The sequence below is a fragment of the Massilia sp. 01N410 genome (assembly GCF_056399665.1).
In genome coordinates this window covers 164,650-181,282 of the sequence record NZ_JBFTRV010000008.1, presented here as the reverse complement: position 1 = coordinate 181,282, position 16,633 = coordinate 164,650, and the positions used below count along the sequence as shown (strand labels likewise).

17 protein-coding genes are annotated in these 16,633 nt (G+C 64.4%); 12 read left to right on the top strand and 5 right to left on the bottom strand.

Features of this window, described 5'->3' with window-relative positions:
* Nucleotides 1-120: 120 nt before the first annotated feature.
* From yajC to AC1DOP_RS13530, 4 genes are all read left to right on the top strand, one after another.
* Entirely contained in the window at nucleotides 121-456 is a 336-nt protein-coding gene (gene yajC / locus AC1DOP_RS13545; protein ID WP_477251698.1) for a preprotein translocase subunit YajC, read from the top strand.
* 51 nt (nucleotides 457-507) lie between these two features.
* The gene (secD, locus tag AC1DOP_RS13540; protein WP_477251696.1) at nucleotides 508-2,400 is read left to right on the top strand and encodes a protein translocase subunit SecD; all 1,893 of its coding nucleotides are present in this window, start codon (nucleotides 508-510) and stop codon (nucleotides 2,398-2,400) included.
* 15 nt (nucleotides 2,401-2,415) lie between these two features.
* A complete protein-coding gene (gene secF / locus AC1DOP_RS13535; RefSeq protein ID WP_442123954.1) occupies nucleotides 2,416-3,438 on the top strand; it encodes a protein translocase subunit SecF in 1,023 nt (340 codons plus the stop codon).
* A 286-nt stretch (nucleotides 3,439-3,724) separates the two neighbouring features.
* Nucleotides 3,725-4,471, top strand: a complete 747-nt coding sequence (locus AC1DOP_RS13530; protein ID WP_477251694.1) for an SDR family oxidoreductase — start codon at nucleotides 3,725-3,727, stop codon at nucleotides 4,469-4,471.
* A gap of 25 nt (nucleotides 4,472-4,496) precedes the next feature.
* On the opposite strand, the gene folE is transcribed toward AC1DOP_RS13530, so the two are convergent.
* Nucleotides 4,497-5,231 (bottom strand): GTP cyclohydrolase I, encoded by a 735-nt coding sequence (gene folE, locus AC1DOP_RS13525; RefSeq protein ID WP_442123952.1) that lies wholly within the window; start codon nucleotides 5,229-5,231, stop codon nucleotides 4,497-4,499.
* 99 nt (nucleotides 5,232-5,330) lie between these two features.
* Nucleotides 5,331-6,323, bottom strand: a complete 993-nt coding sequence (locus AC1DOP_RS13520) for a MerR family transcriptional regulator (RefSeq protein ID WP_477251692.1) — start codon at nucleotides 6,321-6,323, stop codon at nucleotides 5,331-5,333.
* Between the two features lie 154 nt (nucleotides 6,324-6,477).
* On the opposite strand from AC1DOP_RS13520, the gene AC1DOP_RS13515 reads away from it, so the two are divergent.
* Entirely contained in the window at nucleotides 6,478-6,933 is a 456-nt protein-coding gene (locus AC1DOP_RS13515; RefSeq protein ID WP_442123950.1) for a fasciclin domain-containing protein, read from the top strand.
* Nucleotides 6,934-6,975: 42 nt separating this feature from the next.
* A complete protein-coding gene (locus AC1DOP_RS13510; protein WP_477251690.1) occupies nucleotides 6,976-7,914 on the top strand; it encodes a fasciclin domain-containing protein in 939 nt (312 codons plus the stop codon).
* 193 nt (nucleotides 7,915-8,107) lie between these two features.
* On the opposite strand, the gene AC1DOP_RS13505 is transcribed toward AC1DOP_RS13510, so the two are convergent.
* The 3 genes from AC1DOP_RS13505 to AC1DOP_RS13495 are packed head-to-tail and all read right to left on the bottom strand — an operon-like array spanning nucleotide 8,108 to nucleotide 9,492.
* Nucleotides 8,108-8,308, bottom strand: a complete 201-nt coding sequence (locus AC1DOP_RS13505; RefSeq protein WP_477251688.1) for a hypothetical protein — start codon at nucleotides 8,306-8,308, stop codon at nucleotides 8,108-8,110.
* A gap of 50 nt (nucleotides 8,309-8,358) precedes the next feature.
* Entirely contained in the window at nucleotides 8,359-9,192 is an 834-nt protein-coding gene (locus AC1DOP_RS13500) for an HDOD domain-containing protein (RefSeq protein ID WP_442123948.1), read from the bottom strand.
* 18 nt (nucleotides 9,193-9,210) lie between these two features.
* Nucleotides 9,211-9,492, bottom strand: a complete 282-nt coding sequence (locus AC1DOP_RS13495) for a hypothetical protein (protein WP_442123947.1) — start codon at nucleotides 9,490-9,492, stop codon at nucleotides 9,211-9,213.
* Nucleotides 9,493-9,601: 109 nt separating this feature from the next.
* Here AC1DOP_RS13495 and AC1DOP_RS13490 point away from each other — a divergent pair, with 109 nt between their 5' ends.
* The 6 genes from AC1DOP_RS13490 to astD all read left to right on the top strand — a co-directional run bounded on the left by AC1DOP_RS13490 (nucleotide 9,602) and on the right by astD (nucleotide 16,632).
* Nucleotides 9,602-10,513 (top strand): DMT family transporter, encoded by a 912-nt coding sequence (locus AC1DOP_RS13490; protein WP_442123946.1) that lies wholly within the window; start codon nucleotides 9,602-9,604, stop codon nucleotides 10,511-10,513.
* A gap of 30 nt (nucleotides 10,514-10,543) precedes the next feature.
* Complete coding sequence (locus AC1DOP_RS13485) at nucleotides 10,544-11,485, top strand: GlxA family transcriptional regulator (protein WP_442123945.1); 942 nt, start codon at nucleotides 10,544-10,546, stop codon at nucleotides 11,483-11,485.
* A gap of 270 nt (nucleotides 11,486-11,755) precedes the next feature.
* Nucleotides 11,756-12,997 (top strand): acetylornithine/succinyldiaminopimelate transaminase, encoded by a 1,242-nt coding sequence (locus AC1DOP_RS13480; RefSeq protein WP_442123944.1) that lies wholly within the window; start codon nucleotides 11,756-11,758, stop codon nucleotides 12,995-12,997.
* Between the two features lie 63 nt (nucleotides 12,998-13,060).
* Nucleotides 13,061-14,104 carry an arginine N-succinyltransferase gene (locus tag AC1DOP_RS13475; RefSeq protein WP_442123943.1) on the top strand — a complete coding sequence of 348 codons (1,044 nt, stop codon included), beginning with the start codon at nucleotides 13,061-13,063 and terminating at the stop codon, nucleotides 14,102-14,104.
* 13 nt (nucleotides 14,105-14,117) lie between these two features.
* Nucleotides 14,118-15,152 carry an arginine N-succinyltransferase gene (gene astA, locus AC1DOP_RS13470; RefSeq protein ID WP_442123942.1) on the top strand — a complete coding sequence of 345 codons (1,035 nt, stop codon included), beginning with the start codon at nucleotides 14,118-14,120 and terminating at the stop codon, nucleotides 15,150-15,152.
* On the top strand, nucleotides 15,145-16,632 hold the full coding sequence (astD, locus tag AC1DOP_RS13465; RefSeq protein ID WP_442123941.1) for a succinylglutamate-semialdehyde dehydrogenase: 1,488 nt from the start codon (nucleotides 15,145-15,147) through the stop codon (nucleotides 16,630-16,632). Before astA ends, astD begins: the two co-directional genes overlap by 8 nt.
* Nucleotide 16,633: the final 1 nt, after the last annotated feature.

Here is a 16,633-nt window from a genome sequence, read left to right as displayed (position 1 = left end):
TGCCCACCCTACTTGTAATTTACGCAACCGCTCCCACATGGCCGGAAACTGGCTGTTGACAGTTTGCGGGTGCTAGAATACAGCGCTTGTTTTTTCACATTCTTATAAATCGGAGTCCTTGTGTTCATTTCCAACGCTTATGCGCAAACCGCCGCCGGCGCCGCCGACCCTGGCATCATGGGCAGCCTCACGACGTTCGCGCCGATCATCATCATGTTCGTGGTCATGTACTTCATCATGATCCGTCCGCAGCAGAAGCGCCAGAAAGAACTGAAGTCGATGATGGAGGCGCTGGCCAAGGGCGACGAAGTGATCACCATCGGTGGCGTGCTGGGCCGTGTGTCCAAGGTCACCGAAGGCTATGTCACCATCGAGGTGGCTGCCGGTACCGAAATCGTGGTGCAGAAGAACGCCGTCACCACCCTGCTGCCGAAGGGCACCCTGAAGGCCCTGTAACCAGCCTTGCGGCTTCGGCCGCACGCGCTCAATTCTGAACGCTGGAACATCATGAATCGCTATCCCCTCTGGAAGTACATACTGATCCTCGTGGCGGTGCTGCTGGGCCTCCTGTACACGGCGCCGAACTATTTCGTCGATTCGCCGGCGCTGCAGGTCACCACCTCGAAGGCGACGGTCAAGATCAACAGCGACACCGTGGCCCAGGTGACCGCGGCGCTCAAGCGCGACGGCATTCCGCCGGAAGCCGTGAGCCTCGAAGGTTCGGGTGACACGACCGCCGTGCGGTCGCGCTTCGCGTCCACCGATGCCCAGTTCAAGGCCAAGACCGCCCTCGAGCGCGACCTCAACCGCGACCCGACCGATCCGGACTACATCGTCACCGTCAACCTGGCGAAGAACACCCCGATGTGGATGCAGAAGCTGGGCGCGCAGGCGATGAACCTGGGCCTGGACCTGCGCGGCGGCGTGCACTTCCTGCTGCAGGTGAATTCCAAGGCGGTCCAGGAAAGCCGCATCAAGAACCTGCAAACGACCATCCGCGGCCAGCTGCGCGACAAGAACGTGCGCCACGCCGGCATCGACCGCATCGGCAACCGCATCGAAGTCCGCTTCCGCGACGCCGACACCCGTGTCCAGGCGCGCAACGTGCTGGCCCAGGATCCGGACCTGACCTTCGCCGATACCACCGACGGTACCGACCTGAAGCTGGTCGTGACCCTGAAGCCGGAAGCGCTGCAGCGTGCCGTGGAAGAGGGCGTCAAGCAGAACATCTCGACCCTGGGCAAGCGTATCAATGAACTCGGCACCACCGAGCCGGTGATCCAGCAGCAGGGCCGCGACCGCATCGTGGTGCAGCTGCCGGGCGTGCAGGACGTGGCCCATGCGAAGGACATCATCGGCCGCACCGCGACCCTGGAATTCCGCACCGTCGACGATACCGTCACCCCGGGCACCGAGCTGAGCGCCGCGGTTCCGCTGAATTCGGAACTGTTCACCACCGGTCCGGGCGCACCGGCCGTGGTGTCGAAGGACGTGTTCCTGGGCGGTGAATCGATCACCAGCGCGACGGCCAGCTTCGACCAGCAGAACCAGCAGCCGGTCGTCAGCATCAGCCTGAACGCCGAAGGCGGCCGCAAGATGCGCCAGATGACCCGCGAACGCGTCGGCAAGCGCATGGCCGTGCTGCTGCTGGAAAAAGGCAAGTACACCGTGCTGTCGAACGCGACCATCCAGGGTGAATTCGGGGCCTCGTTCCAGATCACCGGCATGCCGTCGGCGGAGAAGGCGGCCGAGCTGGCCCTGCTGCTGCGCTCCGGCGCGCTGTCGGCACCGATGGAATTCGTCGAGGAACGCGTGGTCGGCCCGCAGCTGGGCGCCGAAAACATCACCAAGGGCCTGCACTCGACCGTGTGGGGCTTCGTGGCGATCGCGATCTTCATGATCATCTACTACCAGCTGTTCGGCTTCTTCAGCGTGGTGGCGCTGGCCTGCAACCTGCTGTTCCTGCTGAGCCTCCTGTCGATGCTGCAAGTCACGCTGACCCTGCCGGGCATCGCCGCAATCGCGCTGGCGCTGGGTATGGCAATCGACGCCAACGTGCTGATCAACGAGCGTATCCGCGAGGAACTGCGTGCCGGTAACACGCCGCAGGCGGCGATCTCGGCCGGCTTCAGCCACGCCTGGGCCACCATCCTGGACTCGAACGTGACCACCCTGATCGTCGGCGTGGCCCTGCTGGTGTTCGGTTCGGGCGCGGTGCGCGGCTTCGCGGTCGTGCACTGCCTGGGCATCCTGACTTCGATGTTCTCGGCCGTGTTCCTGTCGCGCGGCGTCGTGAACCTGTGGTACGGACGCAAGAAGAAGCTGGGCAAGATCGCCATCGGTACCGTCTGGGAACCGGGCATCACGGCAGCGGGCGCCAAGTCCGCGGCCAAGAAATAAGCAGCGAGGAAAGCCATGGAATTTTTCAAGATTAAACGGGACATCCCGTTCATGCGCCACGCGTTGATCTTCAACGTGATTTCGGCGCTGACCTTCGTTGCCGCGGTGTTCTTCCTAGTGACCCGGCCGCTGCACTACTCGGTCGAGTTCACCGGCGGCACCACCATGGAGCTGCGCTACCCGCACGCGGCGGACCAGGAAAAGATCCGCCACACGCTGGAAAAGATCGGTTATGAGCAGCCCGAGGTGACCAGCTTCGGCACCGCCCAGGACATCATGATGCGCCTGCCGATCCGCAAGGACCTGCCGGGTGCGACCGCCTCGACCACCGTGTTCAACGCCGTTTGCGCGGCCGAGAACGGTACGCCGAAGCAGGTCCAGGAGACCACCGAGAAGGGCGAGAACATTACCCGTACCAGCTGCTTCACCGCGGAGGGCAAGGAAGCCGTGCACCTGCAGCGCGTCGAATTCGTCGGCCCCTCGGTCGGCGACGAACTGGCGCAGAACGGCCTGAACGCGCTGATCATGGTGGTGATCGGCGTGGTGATCTACCTGGCCGTGCGCTTCGAGTGGAAATTCGCGGTGGCGGCGATCGTCGCCAACCTGCACGACGTCGTGATCATCCTGGGCTTCTTCGCCTTCTTCCAGTGGGAATTCTCGCTGACCGTGCTGGCCGCGGTGCTGGCGGTGCTGGGCTACTCCGTCAACGAATCGGTCGTGATCTTCGACCGGATCCGCGAGACCTTCCGCAAGCAGCGCAAGATGAGCGTGACCGAGGTCATCGACCACGCGATCACCAGCACCATCTCGCGTACCATCATCACCCACGGTTGTACCGAGATGATGGTGCTGTCGATGCTGTTCTTCGGCGGCCAGGCCCTGCATTACTTCGCCGTGGCGCTGACGATCGGTATCCTGTTCGGTATCTATTCGTCCGTGTTCGTGGCGGCCGCGATCGCCATGTGGCTGGGCGTCAAGCGCGAAGACCTGATCAAGCCGATCAAGGAACGCGACGAGACCGACGGCGCCGTCGTGTAATCGCCGTCAATACGGAAAAGCCGCCCGGGCCTTGGCCTTGGCGGCTTTTTTGTTTATTGCGCACGATTTCTTCAGGTGTGTGAAACAACGCACAGAGTGTCCCTTAAGGCGGCCTTAAGATGGACTCGTCTCTTTCAGGACATCCCTAGTTTTGGACTTCACCCGCTCCGCTGGAGCGGGTTTTTTTTTTGCCGACTGGCGGGACAATTGCGGTTCCATGCCGCGCGCCGTCGTTGCGGCATGGGATAGTGATACCGATACGTACCATCCTGTCGGAGAGCCTGCTATGACGCTGAAGATAGCCACCGAGGACGACAGCAACACGCCGCCATTCAGCATGGGGAGTTTGCCTGATCAATATCACGCGCTGGTGGTTGGGAGTAGCGGAACGATCGGCGCGGCGATGATCGCCCTGTTGCGATCCGACCCACGTTGCGGTTCGGTACGGGGTTTGCACAGGCATTCCCATCCGCCCCTCGACTTCGCCGATGAAGCTGGTGTTGCCGCGGCCTCCAGCGAATTGGCGCGCGGGCCGCGTCTGAACCTCGTGGTCAACGCGACAGGTATGTTGCATGCTCCGGAACTGATGCCGGAAAAGCGCTTGGCCGATCTGGACTACGCGCACCTGCTCGCGGCCTTCCAGGCGAACACCTTCGGCCCGGCCCTGCTTTTGCGCCACGTCGCGCCCTTGCTGGCCCCCGGGCGAGGCTTGATGGCGATGCTGTCGGCCAAGGTCGGCAGCATCGGCGATAACCGGCTGGGAGGGTGGTACAGCTACCGGGCATCCAAGGCGGCGCTGAACATGCTGGTCAGGACTGCTGCGATCGAGCTTGCGCGTACCCAGCCCAATACCGTGCTGGTCTCCCTGCATCCGGGCACAGTCGAATCGCCGCTTTCCCGTCCATTCCGCGGTGTTGCCTCGGCACGCCCGGCGCACGATGCGGTCGTCGATATGCTACGCGTCCTCGATCGTCTCGTTCCTTCCGATAGCGGGGCTTTTTTCGCATACGATGGCAGCCGCCTGCCCTGGTAGCCGGGTCCGGGAACGAAGTTCCGGATCAGCCTGCTTTTGAGCGCTGCAGGAAGGCCAGGAATTCGGCGCGCATGGCCGCATCCTGGCGGAATGCGCCCCGCGTGACGCTGCTGGTCATCCGCGCATCCATGTCTTTGACACCTCGCCATTGCATGCAGAAATGGTCGGCTTCCATCGCCAGGGCGAGGCCTCGCGGCGCCATCACCGCTTCGAGCGTATCGGCCAACTGGATCAGTGCTTCTTCCTGAATTTGCGGCCTGCTCATGATCCAGTCGGCAAGGCGTGCGTACTTCGAGAGGCCGATCAATTCCGTGTCCGGGCTGGGCAGGACACCGATCCAGATCTTGCCGATCACCGGGCACAAGTGGTGCGAGCAGGCGCTGCGGACGGTGAGCGGACCGATCACCATCAGTTCGCCCGCCTGCGACACGTTCGGAAATGCCGTTACCGAAGGCATGGTTTCATATCGGCCCTTGAAGACTTCCCTGAGGAACATCTTGGCGACACGTCGTCCCGTATCGCGGCTATTGTGGTCGGCCGCCGTATCGATGACGAGGCTGTCGAGCACGTCATGCATCCTGGCGCTCACCTCATCGAGCAGCTCGTCGAGTTCTCCCGGAGCGATGAAGTCAGCGATGTTGTCGTTAGAAAAAAACCGTACTCCCCGCGCTTTCAGGCGTGCGCGGATGCGCTGCGATACGGATTGCGTGTCCGGCAGCAGGGCGCCGGCGTCGAACGGGGGCAAGAGATCGTTGGGCATAAGCTATGGCCGGAAGGAATACCTCGAGTATGGGACAAGTATAGCGCTCGTCCGCAATATCATGGTCGATTATGGTTCATTAATCGGTGCAATATCGGTTCATGATGCATTTGCGCCTTTTAATGGAAGTGGCAGGCCTTCGGCGCGCGCCAGCCGTTCCAGCGCCGTTTCCAGGATCGCCCGCGCGCGTCCCGCCGCATGGCCGAGATCCAGGTGCAACTGCGCGTCCATGGTGTTGCGCGAAGCACATTGCTGGCTATAGCGCTCGAAGCTGCCGATCATCAGCAACAGCTCCGCCATATGCCGCGGGCACTCGCAGGCCAGCTTGCTGCTTGCCGCGGTCAGGTTGGCCAGCGATTCTTCGTCGAAGCGCTGCGCCGGCGGGAGTTGCTCGGCGTGCCGAGCGGGCAGGCGCTGGCCCTCCAGCGCCTGGCGGCACAAAGGGATGAGCTCGCCCATCTCGGACGGCACGCGCGCCACCAGCCATCCTTGCGACCGCAACGCGCGAATGGTCGCATTCGAGCAGAAGCGGTACAGGACCACGGTTGCCGCCGCCTGCAAGGCCTTGCTGGTCGCAGCGATCATCGGGATGGCGCCTTCGTCCAGCTCCGCCAACTCGACCAGCAGCACGTCCGCGTGCAGGCCGGGGCGTGGAAACGCGGACATGTCGAGGCGTGGACAGCTGTCCAGGACGTTCAGCAGCGCCGTGTCGCGCGGGCTGGCGCCGATCCGGCGCGCCAGGCCGGGGCCGATCACCACCACATCGATCGGCCCTGGCGGCGCGCTGTCGCCGGCCTGGTCGGCGCCCCCGAGGGTACGCAACTCATCGATCGAAAGATGGGCCAGCTGGCCGATCGGATGGCCCTGGTCGACCAGTTGCTTGAGCAAGCCCAGGCGCTGTACCTGCGACGCCGTGTACAGCCGTTGGCCATGGGCCGAGCGGCGTGTCTCGGACAGGTCGTAACGGCGTTCCCACACGCGCAAGGTCTCCACCGGCAAGCCCGCCAGGCGTGCCGCTACGCCACTGCGATACGTGACCTCGCCGGGAGCGGTCGACCGGCCGTCCTGTGCATGTTCAGTTTGCTTTGTCATGATGAACCGTATTTGAACCGTAATATTCGAATTATATAGATACAAAGTCTGGACATGTGTAATTGTCCAACCTATATTTCAGAACGTGGCATACACGCATCGCTGGCTCGTCCAGCTTCTCTTACCAGTTCAACGCTTGAAGAAGGAATCGATAATGAAAAAGTTCTGGCTCGTTACGTCTCTCATGTTGTCCTGCGCCGTGGCCCAGGCAGCCGACATCGTCGACACCGCGAAATCCGCAGGCAATTTCACGACGCTGGTCAAGGCGGTGGAAGCCGCCGGCCTGGTCGATACCTTGAAGGGGCCGGGGCCTTACACCGTGTTCGCACCGACGGACGAGGCATTTGCGAAAGTGCCCAAAGCGAAACTGGATGCCTTGCTGAAGGATAAGGCTGCGTTGACCAAGGTGCTGACCTACCACGTGGTGCCTGGCAAGGTGATGGCTGCCGACGTCAAGCCGGGAATGGTGAAGTCGGTGGAGGGCAGTCCCCTGCACTTCAGCATGAAAGGTGGCAAGGTCCATGTCGACAAGGCGACCGTGGTCGCTGCCGATGTCGCCGCCGATAACGGCGTCATCCACGCCATCGATACGGTGCTGATGCCGAAGTGATCCCCAATCCCATCGCGGCGTCACTCTGAAGGGAGGTCCATCATGTTTCGTTGGATAAAAGGAATCGCCGGCCTGTTACTGGTCGCTTCGATGGCGGCGTGCGGCGGGGGCGGCGGCGACGGTGGCAATCATCCCGGCAACATCGTGCAGGTGGCCCAAAAGGACAGCCGTTTCAGCACCCTGGTGGAAGCAGTCCAGGCTGCGGGCCTGGCCGACACGCTGTCCGCACCGGGGCCGCTGACGGTGTTTGCCCCGACCAACGATGCCTTTGCGGCCCTCCTTACCGAGCTAGGGCTGAGCAAGGATCAATTGCTGAGCAATAAGGCCTTGTTGACCGCGGTATTGAAGTATCACGTCGTCTCCGGCAGCGTAACCAGTACCCAGGTGCCGATCGGCAAGCCGATCATGCCGGCGGCGGGTGGCTTCTTCAAAGCGGACAAGGTGGGAGCCGATCTGGTCATCTCCGACGGACGCAACCGGACCAGCAAGATCGTGCAGGCGGATATTCCCGCATCGAATGGCGTCATCCACGCCATCGACAAGGTGCTCTTGCCAGCTGATAAGACAGTGGTGCAGGTGGCGGCAGCCAACCCGGATTTCAGTATCCTGGTTGAAGCAGTCACAGCCGCGGGACTGGCCGACACCTTGAGCGCGCCCGGCCCATTCACGGTCTTTGCGCCGACCAATGCGGCGTTCGCCTCCTTGCTGGCAGAGTTGGGCCTCACCAAGGAACAACTGCTGGGCAATAAAGCGCTGTTGACCAAGGTGCTGACCTACCACGTGGTGCCGGGACTGGTACTGAAGGCGCAAGTGCCGCTCAATACGCCGATCACGACCGTGGAAGGCGAGACCTTCCAGGTGAGTTCGACGCTCGTCGTCACCGACCGCCGTAGCCGCATGGCGAACATCACCGCCGCCGACATCCTGGCGTCGAATGGCGTCGTGCACGTGATCGACAAAGTGATCCTGCCCGCTCCCTAGCGATACAAGGATGCAGGCTCAGCGTTCACTCGCGGCGACGTTCTCTCCGGTGTTTAACCGTTGCCCGTTTTGCGCCATCTTGCGGTGGCGCATTTTTTTACAAAGTTCGCGCGAAATGTTAAAAAATGTGAGTTCGCGCACAGAGTGCTCAGGTTCAGGGAACTAAGATGGACTCGTCTCTTTCAGGACATCCCTAGTTTTGGACTTTACCCGCTCCCTGGAGCGGGTTTTTTTTTGCCTGCTCGTTTGCCTGCAGGATGGATGGGGGCGTCATACTTTTCTCATCTATACGGTATTCGGTCCGCCCGCCGAAAATCTCCACAGCATCGCCGATACCGTCGCCGCCGGCGCCTGCATCAATCGGCTTGCCGGCAAACGCAGCGCGCTCGCGCATGCCGGCCTGGCGCGGACAAGGCGCTGCCGGGCTTCGGCTGAGGGCCGGCCTCAGTCCAGCGCCGCCACCAGGCTGCGCACTTCGTCTTCCGATTCCTGCAGGACCAGCGCCAGGGTGCCGTCGCCGACCGCGAAGTCGATGGTGGCGCTGGCCTGGGTCGGGCTGAAGCCCGGGCGTTCGAGCAGGGGGGAGGGAACCGGCGCCAGGTCCTTGGCCAGCATCAGGGTGTCGCCCAGGGTTTCCGGCGGCAGGGCGCGCATGCCGTTCCACAGGGCTTCGATCGCATCCATCACCGGGCCCGGGACGCCCAGCTTGAGCAGGACGCCGCGGCCGATCTCGATCTGGCCGTGCTCGATCCATTCGTCGGCGCCGCCGTCCAGCAGGCCGGGGAACTCGCCTGCTCTCGACAGCAGATAGAAGCCGCCGACCTCGTGCACGATGCCGGCGAACATCGCCGTGTCCGGATCGACGAAGGAAACGCGCCGCGCGATCACCAGCGCCAGCGCGGCGACGTTGGCCGAGTGCTGCCACAGCTGGTCGGCCTTGGCGCGCAGCAGCGGGTCGCTGACGCCGCTGGCCAGCTGGCGCACGATGACGGAGGCGGCCAGCGCCCCCAGCGTGCGAAAACCGACCCGCTGCACGGCCGCGCGGACGTTGGTGACGTCGTTGCCGGCGCGGTTATAGGCGGCCGAGTTGGCGATGGCGACGGTGCGCGCGGCCAGCAGCGGCTCGGTCTGCACCAGGCGTGCGGCTTCCTCGACGTGGCAGTCGGGATCGCTCAGCGCGCGCTGCAATTTCAGCGTCGCGTTGACGTGGGTCGGAAAGGCCAGCTCGCCGCGCCCGGCTTGCGCGGCGATGCTCTTGAGGGCGTCGAGTCTGTCCATGGGGAAATATTATACGGCTTAGGGCTCGCTGAAAATGGCGTCGCAGCCATCTTTCGGCTCTTCCGTGTCTTGCAGTTCGTCGACCAGGCCCAGGTCGAACAATTCCTCGACCGCGTTCATGAAGCTGTTGATTTTGGTGGCGCCGATCAGGCGATAGATTTCGCCGGCTTCGTTGCGCACGCCGATCAGCATCTTTTCCTGCTTCACCTCGTCGGGCGGGGCGACGTCGAGCAGCAGGTTGCCGATGATGTGCTTGTCGAAATGGGCGGGCTTTTTACCTTCGAGCAGGGCGGTTTTCACGGGTGGGTCTTCCTTTCTTGTGTGCTGGATCGGATTATAGCGGTCGGCGCGCCCGGAGGGTCGCCGCCCGGGATTCGCGTTTTGCGGCCGCGACAGTTACCATATCGCCATGACCCAGCAGCTGCGCGGCATTGCCGCCCTCATCCTCGTCGTCCTCGTGTGGGGCACGACCTTCCCGGCCATGAAAGACCTCACCGTGACCTTTTCTCCGGTGTGGATCATTTTGACGCGCTTTGCGCTGGCGCTCGTCATCCTGTCGCCCTTCCTGTGGCGCGCGCATTGGAGCGACCTGCGCGCGGGCGTGCTGCTGGGCCTGGTCCTGTTCTTCTGCTACCTGTTCCAGGTCGAGGGCCTGGCGCTGACCAGTTCGAACCGCAACGCTTTCATCACCGGCCTGAACGTGCTGGTGGTGCCGCTGCTGGGCATCCTCGGCGGACGCCTGCCGGAGCGCCGCATCGTGTTCGCGCTGGTGCTGGCGGTTGCCGGCCTGGCGGCCCTGTGCTGGGACGGCGGCGCCTGGGGTACGGGCGACACGCTGGCGCTGCTGGGCGCCTTCTGCTTCGGTGCCTACGTCAAGATCATGGAGATCCGCACCCGCACCGCGAAACAACTGCTGAGCGTGACGGCGGCCCAGATCGGCACCGTGGCCGTGTGCGCGGCCGTGTGGCTGCTGCTGCGCGAAGTGCCACGCGGCGTCGGCGTGCTGGAGGACGCGAACAATTACTGGCGCTACATCGGCGCCAGCCTGCTGGCCTACTGGCCGAACTTCGCCTACCTGGGCGTGGTCTGCACCGCCGCCATCATCTCGCTGCAGACCTGGGGCCAGTCGCGCACCAGCGCCAACGAGGCGGCCGTGATCTATGCCTTCGAGCCGGGAGCGGCGGCCTTCTTCGGCTATTTCTGGCTAGGCGAGGCGATGACGGCCCGCGGCTGGCTCGGCGCCGCCCTGTTGATATCCGGTATGATTGTCAGTCAATGGAATACCGAGAGCCGCCCGGCGGGCGCGCTCGCCCCCGAGTGATGATCCCGACCCCTGTTCCGCATCGTTTCGATGTCGCACGCTGAACTGTCCAGCCTCGCGCAGGAAGCGCCCTTGCGCGTGCTGCTGGTAAATGCCGGCGAGCCGGATTCCCTGACCTGGGCCGGGATCGTGCAGCCCTTGCGCCTGGCGGCCAAGATGGTGGGGCCGCAGCGCCTGATCGTCGACGTGCGCACCCCCGATAAATTCGGCGGCGACGGCCAGCGCCAGTGGCACCTGGTGCTGCTGGTCGCCGACGAGGCCGAGGCCGGCCTGCGCCCCGCCAATATGCGTCTGCTGGCCCAGCGCTGCCGCGCCGCGCCCTGCTGGGGAGGCGTGGGCGCCGGCGTGCTGTGGCTGGCCGAGGCGGGCGCCTTCAACGGCGTGCGCACCGCGCTGCCGTGGTCGCTGTACCCGGATGCCGAGACCTTTGCCGACCAGGCCCTGTTCAGCCCTCACCTGTTCGAGATCGACGGCGCGCGCCTGACTTGCTGCGGCGGCGGCGCCAGCATCGACTTCGCCCTGACCCTGGTCGACATCCTGTTTGGCGCCACGGTCCAGGCCCAGGTCAAGGAAATTCTGTGCGTGGACCGCGTGCGCGGCCAGGAAGAGCGCCAGCGGGTCGCCCTGCAGGCCCGCTTCGGCGTGCTGCAGCCCAAGCTGACCGAGGCCGTGACCCTGATGGAAGCCAACATCGAAGAGCCGCTCTCGACCGACGAGATCGCCCAGCTGGCCGGCATCTCGCGGCGCCAGCTGGAGCGCCTGTTCAAGCAATACCTGGGCAGCCTGCCGTCGCGCTACTACCTCGAACTGCGCCTGAAACGCGCCCGCCAGCTGCTGCGCGACACCAACCACTCGATCGTGCAGGTGGGCCTGATGTGCGGCTTCTCCTCCGGCTCCCACTTCTCCACCGCCTTCGGCGCCCTGTTCGGCAACACCCCGCGCGAAGAACGCCAGCGCAAACTCGCCGAGTAATTTCCCAACTTCGGGGTCAGGTCCATTTTCCTAGGCGAGATGGGCGAGGATGGCAGATATTGCCGGAGCATGCCTGCAAAATTGAAGAATTTGACAAAATAAAGTGCTCTGACCCCGAATTTTGCTTGAGATAGCGCAAAAGTTGCTCGTCCAAAAATGAAAATGCCTGTCGCAGTTTGGAAAGAACTGCAAGGGTCGTGTTTCTATAATGGGTCGCTCGGCGCGGCTGCTGGAGTTCGCGCGACTCTTATCTGGATGAGGAAGAACGTCATGAATGCTAAGCTCGAATCGGGTGTCACCACGCGGCCAGTTACACGCCAGACTTTCGACGAGGTCCTCGTCCCGACCTACGCTCCGGCTGCGATGGTCCCGGTGCGCGCTTCCGGCCTGGATGTCTGGGACCAGGAGGGCAAGCATTACCTCGACTTCACCTCCGGCATCGCCGTCTCCAGCCTCGGCCACTGCAACCCGCTGCTGGTCGACGCCGTGACGCGCCAGATCAATACCCTGTGGCACCTCGGTAACGGCTACACCAACGAGCCGGTGCTGCGCCTGGCCTCGGCCCTGACCGAAGCAACCTTCGCCGACCGCGCCTTCTTCTGCAACTCCGGCGCCGAAGCCAATGAAGCCGCGCTGAAGCTGGCCCGCAAGTACGCGCACACCAAGTTCGGTCCGCACAAGTCGCGCATCGTGTCCTGCCTGTCGTCCTTCCACGGCCGCACCCTGTTCACCGTCTCGGTCGGCGGCCAACCGAAGTACACCGAAGGCTTCGAGCCGCTGCCGCAGGAAATCAACCACATCGCCTACAACGACATCGAGTCCGCGCGCGCCGCGATCCTTGACGACGTCGCCGCCGTGATCGTCGAGCCGATCCAGGGCGAGGGCGGCGTGATCCCGGGCGATATCGAATTCCTGAAAGTCCTGCGCGAGCTGTGCGACAAGACCGGCGCCCTGCTGGTGTTCGACGAAGTGCAGTCGGGCGTGGGCCGCACCGGCGCCCTGTACGACTACATGAACGTGGGCGTGACCCCGGACATCCTGACCTCGGCCAAGGCCCTGGGCAACGGCTACCCGATCGGCGCCATGCTGACCCTGGAGGAGATCGCCCAGCACTTCAACGTCGGCTCGCACGGCACCACCTACGGCGGCAACCCGCTGGCCGCGACCGTCGCCCTGAACGTGCTCGAGCAGATCAACCAGCCGGCCTTCCTGGCCCGCGTGAACGAAGCCAGCGCCAAGCTGTTCGCCCAGCTGGAAAAACTGTCGGCCGACTTCCCGCAACTGTTCGGCAAGCCGCGCGGCAAGGGCCTGCTGATCGGCCTGCCGATGGCAGAAGGCTTCAAGGGCCGCGCCAAGGACTACACCAAGGCCGCCGAAAAGCTCGGCCTGATGCTGCTGATCGCCGGCCCTGACGTCGTGCGCCTGGCGCCGGCCCTGGTCGTCAGCGACGCCCAGCTGCTCGAAGCCGACCGCATCATGCGCGACACCGCCCAGGCCTTCATCGCCGGCTGATACGCGCCATCCGCCGGCTGCTTCGACGCAGCCGGCCTGCCTGACTCTTGATCGGGAGTTCCCATGTATGTTGTCCGTCCGGTAGAGCCCGCGGATGTCGGCGCCCTCGAGACGCTGCTGGCCACCGCCATGCCGGGAGTGCATACCCTGCCGCGCACGCGCGAGAAGATCGCCGCCCTGGTCGAACGATCAAGCGCTTCGTTCGCGGCCCACGTCGACATCCCCAGCGAGGAAACCTATCTGTTCGTGCTGGAGGACCTCGAGCACCATGAACTGGTGGGCACCGCTTCGATCCACGCCTCGGCCGGCTCGAACGGCACCTATTTCGCGTTTCGCAACGATGTGATCCAGCAGGTCTCGCGCGACCTGAACATCAGTCACAGCGTGCATGCGCTGACCCTGTGCTCGGAGCTGACCGCCTATTCGCAGCTGTCGGGCTTCACGATCCGCCACCGCAATAAGGCCAACTACCGCGCCGGCCCCGAAGCGGCCCTGCTGTCGCGCGCCAGGCTGCTGTACGCCGTGCTGGCGCCGCACCGCTTCGGCGACCGCTTCTTCGTGCCGCTGGCCGGCGTCACCGACGACGACGGCCAGTCGCCGTTCTGGGATGCGCTCGGCCGCAAGTTCTTCAAGATGGATTTCCTCGACGCCGAACGCACCATCGGCGGCGCCCGCAACCGCACCCTGATCGTCGAGCTGATGCCGCACTATCCGGTGTACGTGCCGCTGCTGCCCGGTCCGGCGCAGGCGGCCATGGGCCAGATCCACCCGGATGGCCAGCTGGCCTTCGATCTGCTGACCGAAGAAGGCTTCGAGGCCGACGAGTACATCGACATCTTCGACGGCGGCCCGATCCTGCAGGCGCACAAGAACGCGCTGCGTTCCTTCCGCGGCTCGATGGTGCGCCGCGTCGCGACCCAGGACCAGCCGCCGGGCGCGCCGGACACCATGGCCAGCTACGCGGTGGCCAGCAGCGAGCGCAAGTTCCGCGCCATCGTCGTGACCTGCGCGCCGGCCGAAAGCAGCGAGGCGCTGTGCCTGCCCGCCTGGGCCCAGCAGGCGCTCGGCGTCGCGCCGGGCGATAACGTCATCTGCGTGCGCATTTAAAGGAAACCGATCCATGCTCTTGATTCGCGCAATCACCCTGGACGACATCGATCCGCTGATCGAGATGGCGCGCCAGGTCGGCAGCGGCATGACGACCCTGAAACCGGACCGCGACATGCTGGGCGAACGCGTGAACACCGCGGTCGCTTCCTTCGCCCAGGCCATCCCGCCGGAACAGCGCGACTACATGTTCGTGCTGGACGATACCGCCAACCATCGCCTGGCCGGCGTATGCGCCATCAAGGGCGCGGTCGGCCTCACCGAACCCTTCTACAACTACCGCATCGGCACCCTGGTCCATTCCAGCCGCGAGCTGGGCGTGTTCACCCGCATGGACACGCTCTACCTGTCGAACGACCTGACCGGTTCGAGCGAACTGTGCTCGCTGTTCCTGATGCCGGAATACCGCACCGGCCATAACGGCAAGTGGCTCTCCAAAAGCCGCTTCCTGTTCATCGCCCAGTTCCAGCACCTGTTCACCGAGAAGATCATCGCCGAGATGCGCGGCTTCCAGCTTGATGACGGCTCCTCGCCGTTCTACGAAGGCCTCGGCCGCCACTTCTTCAAGATGGATTTCGACCACGTCGACGGCCTGACCGCGATCGGCAAGAAGTCCTTCATCGCCGAGCTGATGCCGCGCCAGCCGCTGTACGTGGCCTACCTGCCGGAAGACGCCCAGGCCGTGATCGGCCAGGTGCACCGCTCCACGCTGCCGGCGAGGAAGCTGCTCGAGCAGGAAGGCATGCACTACGAGGGTTACGTCGACATCTTCGACGCCGGCCCGGTGCTGCAGGGCCGCGTGGCCGAGCTGCGTGCGGTGCGCGACAGCGTGCTGACCGTGGCCGGGGAAGGCGCGGCGGAAGGCGAGTGCGACATCACCCTGGTCTCGAACACGAAGCTCGACGATTTCCGCATGATCCTCGCGCAAACCTGCGATGGCGGCACCAAGGTGGCGCTGTCGGTACGCGAACTGCAGCTGCTGCATTGCCAGGCGGGCGACCCCGTGCGCACGCTGTCACTCAATGTAAGGAAGAATACGAATGGCTGATACCAACCTCTCGAATTACATCGGCGGCGATTGGCTCGCCGGCAGCGGCCAGGAACTGGTCACCATCGATCCGTCGACCGGCCGCCAGACCTGGACCAGCAAGGAATCGAACGCCGACGACGTGGCCCGCGCAGTCGAAGCGGCGCGCGATGCCTTCGAAGACTGGGCCCTGACCCCGCTCGAGCAGCGCATTGCGATCTGCCAGCGCTTCCGCGACCTGCTCAAGGAGCATAACGAGGAACTGGCCGCGATCATCGCCGAGGAAGTCGGCAAACCGCTGTGGGAAGCCCGTACCGAAGTCACGACCATGGCCAACAAGGTCGATATTTCGGTGCAGTCCCATGGCGCGCGCACCGGCGAGACCGCCGCCAGGGTCGCCGACGGCAATGCCGTCCTGCGCCACCGCCCGCATGGCGTGTTCGCCGTCTTCGGCCCGTATAACTTCCCCGGCCACCTGCCGAACGGCCACATCGTGCCGGCCCTGATCGCCGGGAACACCCTGGTCTTCAAGCCCAGCGAATATGCGCCGCGCACCGCGGTGCGCACGGTCCAGCTGTGGGAACAGGCCGGCCTGCCGAAAGGCGTGCTGAACCTGGTCAACGGCGGCCGCGAGACCGGCATCGCGCTGGGCGCCAACCCGATCGTCGACGGCGTGCTGTTCACCGGCAGCAGCCAGACCGGCGCCGCCCTGCATAAACAGTTCGGCGGCATGCCCGGCAAGATGCTGGCCCTGGAAATGGGCGGTAATAATCCGCTGGTGGTCTGGGACGTAGAGGATCAAAAGGACAAGCGCGACGCCGCCGTCCACCACGCCGTGATGTCGGCGTTCATTTCGGCCGGCCAGCGCTGCACCTGCGCGCGCCGCCTGATCGTGCACGACACCCCGCAGGGCCAGGCCTTCATCGACCGCCTGGTCGAGGTGGCGGGCAAGCTGGTGGTCGGTCCCTCGAACGCCGATCCGCAACCCTTCATGGGCCCGGTCGTATCAAGCACGGTGGCGAGGCGCCTGGTCGAAGCCCAGCAGATGATGGAAGAGAAGGGCGGCAAGGTGCTGCTGCGCATGCGCCAGCTGGATCCTGATAACGGCTTCGTCACCGCCGGCATCGTCGACGTCACCGGCGTGCAGGGCATCCCGGACGAGGAATGGTTCGGCCCCCTGCTGCAGATTATCCGCGTGCAGGATTTCGACAGCGCGATCAAGGCCGCCAACGCCACCGAGTTCGGCCTGGCCGCCGCGCTGCTGTCGCCGTCGGAAGCGCTGTGGAAGCGCTTTGCCGTCAAGGCCAGGGCCGGCGTGGTGAACTGGAACCGCCCGACCACCGGCGCGGCCAGTTCGGCGCCTTTCGGCGGCGTCGGCAAGTCGGGCAACCACCGCCCGAGCGCCTACTACGCGGCCGACTACTGCGCCTACCCGGTCGCCTCGATCGAAACCTCCGAGCTGGAAATGCCGGCCAAACTGTCCCCCGGACTGAGCTTCTAAC